The organism is Mesorhizobium sp. M7A.F.Ca.ET.027.03.2.1, from assembly GCF_003999175.1.
Lineage (GTDB): Bacteria > Pseudomonadota > Alphaproteobacteria > Rhizobiales > Rhizobiaceae > Mesorhizobium.
This window is the reverse complement of sequence record NZ_RZOM01000561.1, coordinates 1-3,996: the sequence shown is the minus strand read 5'-3', so window position 1 is coordinate 3,996 and position 3,996 is coordinate 1. Positions and strand designations below refer to the sequence as shown.

General features: G+C 62.5%; 6 protein-coding genes. 1 reads left to right on the top strand and 5 read right to left on the bottom strand.

What is annotated here, in order from left to right; translation table 11 throughout:
- Window positions 1–268: chorismate synthase (locus EN750_RS22195; RefSeq protein ID WP_127397648.1), on the bottom strand; the 268-nt coding region annotated here is incomplete at its 3' end.
- Between the two features lie 280 nt (window positions 269–548).
- Between EN750_RS22195 and EN750_RS22190 the strand changes: the two genes are divergently transcribed.
- Window positions 549–809 (top strand): DUF1344 domain-containing protein, encoded by a 261-nt coding sequence (locus EN750_RS22190; RefSeq protein WP_027035965.1) that lies wholly within the window; start codon window positions 549–551, stop codon window positions 807–809.
- Window positions 810–976: 167 nt separating this feature from the next.
- Here the strand turns inward: EN750_RS22190 and EN750_RS22185 are convergent, their stop codons facing one another.
- The 4 genes from EN750_RS22185 to EN750_RS22170 form a co-directional block, all read right to left on the bottom strand.
- Window positions 977–1,564 carry a histidine phosphatase family protein gene (locus EN750_RS22185; RefSeq protein ID WP_127397647.1) on the bottom strand — a complete coding sequence of 196 codons (588 nt, stop codon included), beginning with the start codon at window positions 1,562–1,564 and terminating at the stop codon, window positions 977–979.
- Between the two features lie 46 nt (window positions 1,565–1,610).
- Window positions 1,611–2,429, bottom strand: coding sequence for an enoyl-ACP reductase FabI (gene fabI / locus EN750_RS22180; RefSeq protein ID WP_127397646.1), 819 nt, complete (start codon window positions 2,427–2,429; stop codon window positions 1,611–1,613).
- Between the two features lie 106 nt (window positions 2,430–2,535).
- Entirely contained in the window at window positions 2,536–3,465 is a 930-nt protein-coding gene (locus EN750_RS22175; RefSeq protein WP_127397645.1) for a J domain-containing protein, read from the bottom strand.
- A 148-nt stretch (window positions 3,466–3,613) separates the two neighbouring features.
- A partial coding sequence (locus EN750_RS22170; protein WP_245482768.1) for an RT0821/Lpp0805 family surface protein occupies window positions 3,614–3,996 on the bottom strand: 383 nt, incomplete at its 5' end.

The window sequence follows — 3,996 nt, the reverse complement described above, 5'->3', positions numbered from 1 at the left end:
GCATCGACACCGGCGTGCCGGTGGTGATCATCGTCTCGCCGTCCTCGTCGAAGATGAAGCCGGACAGCACCTTCACTTCATCCGGTTCGCGACGCTGCGTCACGAAACGTGATTGCCCCGGCCGGCGCTTGTCGAGGTCGGCCTGGATGTCGGCTCGAGTGAAGCGGATGCCGGGCGGGCAGCCGTCGACCACGCAGCCGAGCGACGGGCCATGGCTTTCGCCCCAGGTGGTGACGCGGAAAAGGTGCCCGAACGTGTTGTGAGACATGAAATGACCCTGCCCGGCAGCGGAGCCGGCTTGGCGCATGACCCCGAAAATCGGAGCGATTTTCGGAAAGGATCATGCGCAAAATCAACAATGCTACAGCGTCCTTTGCGCGTCCAAGAGGACGCGCGGCGCTGTAGGTTGCCTTCTATTGGCGTTTTTCACAGGGGTCAAACTGTGATCTGGCGGATTTAGTTTTGACACATTCGGTTGGTTTCTGCTCTGCTCCATCCGCCGTTGAACGCCCGCCGCCATGCCGGCGCAATGATAAAGAGGAACGATCATGCGTACCCTGATTGGCGCCATTGCCGCCACGCTGCTGCTTTCCACCGCCGCTTTCGCCGGCCAGACCGAAGGCCTGATCAAGAAGATCGACAAGGATACGGCGACGCTGACGCTGGATGACGGCAAGTCCTACAAGCTGAACGCCGAGACCGATCTCGACGCGCTGAAGCCGGGCATGGACATCGTCATCGCCTACGATGTGACCAATGGCGAAAACATCGTCACCGACATGGAACTGCCGGACAGCTCTGCCAACTAGAGCTTCCAACCTCAATTGAATGCTGTGTTTGCGGTTCAGCTTTCGCCGAGCCGCCTGCCAATGGCCTAAAGCGTGTCGCGTCTGAACGGATTCAGGCGACCCGCTTTAGGTCTTTGTTTTATGCATGTCGTTCTCCCAAAACCGGGGCCACTTTTGGGCGACATGCATTAAAGCCACTCCAGACTCTTGCCTTCGAGCTTGAGCAGGCGATCCTGCGGTATTTCCAGGTTCGCGGCCTCGTCCTCGGCCAGCCCCAGAACGAAGCGAAACAAGGTGCGCATGACGCCGCCATGGGTCACGCATATCGTCTGGCGTTCGATCGCGTCGAAGCATGGCCTCACCCGTTCGAGCAGCATCTGATAGCTCTCCGCACCTTCGCCGGGCGGCTGAAAGTTCCATTTGTCCAGAGCGCGCGTCCTGCTTGCTCCGGGATATCCTGTCTCGAGCTCGGGAAAGGTAAATCCCTGCCAATCGCCGAAATTGACTTCGACGAGGCGCGGATCGGTTCGATAGGCATCCGGATCGAGCTTCATCGCGGCGCGAACACGCTGCATCGTTTCGCGCGTCCGTTTCATCGGACTGGCGAGGAAATCGAATTCCCAGGGATTTGGGACCAACGCGGCTAGCCGAAGCCCGTTGCCGGTCGCCTGTTCGCGGCCAAGAGCGTTGAGATCGGTATCGGCCTGCCCCTGAAGTCGCATTTCGGCGTTCCACGCGGTCTGGCCGTGGCGCGCGATATAAACCAGCGGGTACATCAGGTCTTCCGGTGCGGGATCGGGACGGACGACGGTTGGCCGGGCGTTAGTCCTTGACCGTCGAAATATCAGGCGCGTCGACCGCCTTCATGCCGACGACGTGGTAGCCCGAATCGACGTGGTGCACTTCACCGGTGACGCCGCGCGACAGGTCGGACAGGAAATAGACGCCGGAATCGCCGACTTCCTCCTGCGTGACCGTCTGCTTCAGCGGCGAATTGTACTCGTTCCACTTCAGGATGTAGCGGAAATCGCCGATGCCGGAGGCGGCCAACGTCTTGATCGGGCCGGCCGAGATGGCGTTGACGCGGATCTTCTTGGCGCCGAGGTCGACCGCCAGGTAGCGCACGCTGGCCTCGAGCGCCGCCTTGGCGACACCCATGACGTTGTAGTGCGGCATGACCTTTTCGGCGCCGTAGTAGGTCAGCGTCAGCAACGAGCCGCCATCGGTCATCAGCGCCTCGGCGCGCTTGGCTATGGTGGTGAAGGAATAGACCGAAATGTCCATGGTGCGCAGGAAATTGTCGCGCGTCGTCTCGACATAGCGGCCGGTCAGTTCATCCTTGTCGGAGAAGGCGATGGCGTGGACCAGGAAATCAAGCTTGCCCCAATGTTTGGCGACATTGGCGAAAACCTCGTCCAGGCTCGCCGGATCGGTGACGTCGCAATGGCCGGCGACAAAGGCGCCCAGTTCCGCCGCCAGCGGCTCGACGCGCTTCTTGAACGCCTCGCCCTGATAGGTCAGCGCTATCTCGGCGCCATGGTCGACGCACGACTTGGCGATGCCATAGGCGATCGACCTATTGTTGGCGACGCCAAGAATGAGGCCGCGCTTGCCGGCCATTAGGCCCTGTCCACCCGCCATGTCAGCGCTCTCCGCAAGATTTCAGCTTTGTGGGTTGCCCTATCGCACAGGCACAGAGCCCCTTCAAGCGCTCAAACCGGACAGTTCAGGGGACAAAAGCCGCCGATCAGCCTTTTTGGCTGCGCAACAGCGCTTCGAGCGCGCTATCACCGCCTCCCGGCAGCATGATGCGCACATGAGCGTAGAGATCGCCGTGGCCGCCGGCCTTTTCCGGGAGGCCTCTGCCCTTCAGCCGCAGGACCTTGTCGGAGCTCGACCAGGCTGGAATGTTGACCGCGAGCCTGCCGGTCGGCGTCTCGACCGGCACCTTGGCGCCGAGCACCGCATCCGCCAGGGCCACCGGCAGATCGGCGTGCAGGTCGCGGCCCTCGATGCGGTAGCGTGGATGTCGGCGCAGATGGATCTTGACCAGCGCGTCGCCTGGCTGGCCCGGCCCCTGCTCGCCTTGGCCCTTGAGGCGGATGGTCTGGCCATCCTCGACATAGGCCGGCAGCTTGACCGCCACCTTGCGGCCGTCGGGGAACATCGCCGTCACCTTTTCGGCGGTCGCCGCTTCCTCGATGGTGACGTCGAGCGTCACGTTCAGATCGGCTGCTGTCGCCTGCTGGCGGCGATCGCCCGTGCCGGGACCGCGCGCGCCCGAAAAAGTGTCGCCAAAAATCTGGCTGAAGATGTCGCTGTTGCCGTCGAACGGATCGCCACCCGGTCGGCCGGAGCGGAATTCGAACCGCGAACCGCCCGGACCCTGCTGCCGGCGGAAGCCGCCGAAGGGATCGCCGCCACCGGCAGCGCCCTCAAAGCCCTGGAATCGCGGCTTGCCGTCGGCGTCGATCTCGCCGCGATCGAAAGCGGCGCGATTCTTTTCGTCGCCGACGATCTCGTAGGCCTGGTTGGCCGCGGCAAAACGGTCCTTCGCCTTGGGATCATTCGGATTCTGGTCCGGATGATGCTTCTTGGCGAGTTTCCGATACGCCGACTTTATGTCCTTGGACGATGCGTTCCTGGCAACGCCCAGCACCTCATAGGGGTCGCGCATGCTTACTGCCCTGGAGAAGAGTTGAGTCTCTGGTTGCCTCCTATATGCGCTTGCATAGGAAGAAATTCCAGTGCTGGAGCAGCATATCAGACGCGGAAAATCAGAGTGCCTTGAAGTCCTGCATGCGCCAGCCGCCGGCGCTGGCCAGTCACAGTTCGCCTTCGAACATGGCAACGCCGTCAAAGCTTTCGCGCGAGGCCTTGAAGCGGCGGCAGGTCTGGCCGTTGTCCTTCAATTCCGCCAGATCGGTGATGGAACCGCGCGAGCCGGTGCCGGCATTGGCCCACGGCACGGCCTGCCCGCCGAGCTGCTCGATATCGGCCGAGGAAACCGCATTGCCGATCGTCGTCTGGTCGGAGTCGCGATCCAAATTGGCCGGCGCGGCCGAGGCCGACGTGCTGCTGGTCAGGATCGAGCGGTCGACTTCGGCTTTTTCCAGGCTGAAGCCGCCGGCGCCACACGCGGCAAGCGGCAAGGCGACCGCCACGATCGCGGCTTTCGCGCTGGCCGAAGCGATAACGCTCCATTGCC

Coding starts and splice junctions, on each gene's coding strand:
- fabI (WP_127397646.1), bottom strand. CDS start 2,429: ATGGCGGGTGGACAGGGCCTAATGGCCGGCAAGCGCGGCCTCATTCTT.
- EN750_RS22175 (WP_127397645.1), bottom strand. CDS start 3,465: ATGCGCGACCCCTATGAGGTGCTGGGCGTTGCCAGGAACGCATCGTCC.
- EN750_RS22185 (WP_127397647.1), bottom strand. CDS start 1,564: ATGTACCCGCTGGTTTATATCGCGCGCCACGGCCAGACCGCGTGGAAC.
- EN750_RS22190 (WP_027035965.1), top strand. CDS start 549: ATGCGTACCCTGATTGGCGCCATTGCCGCCACGCTGCTGCTTTCCACC.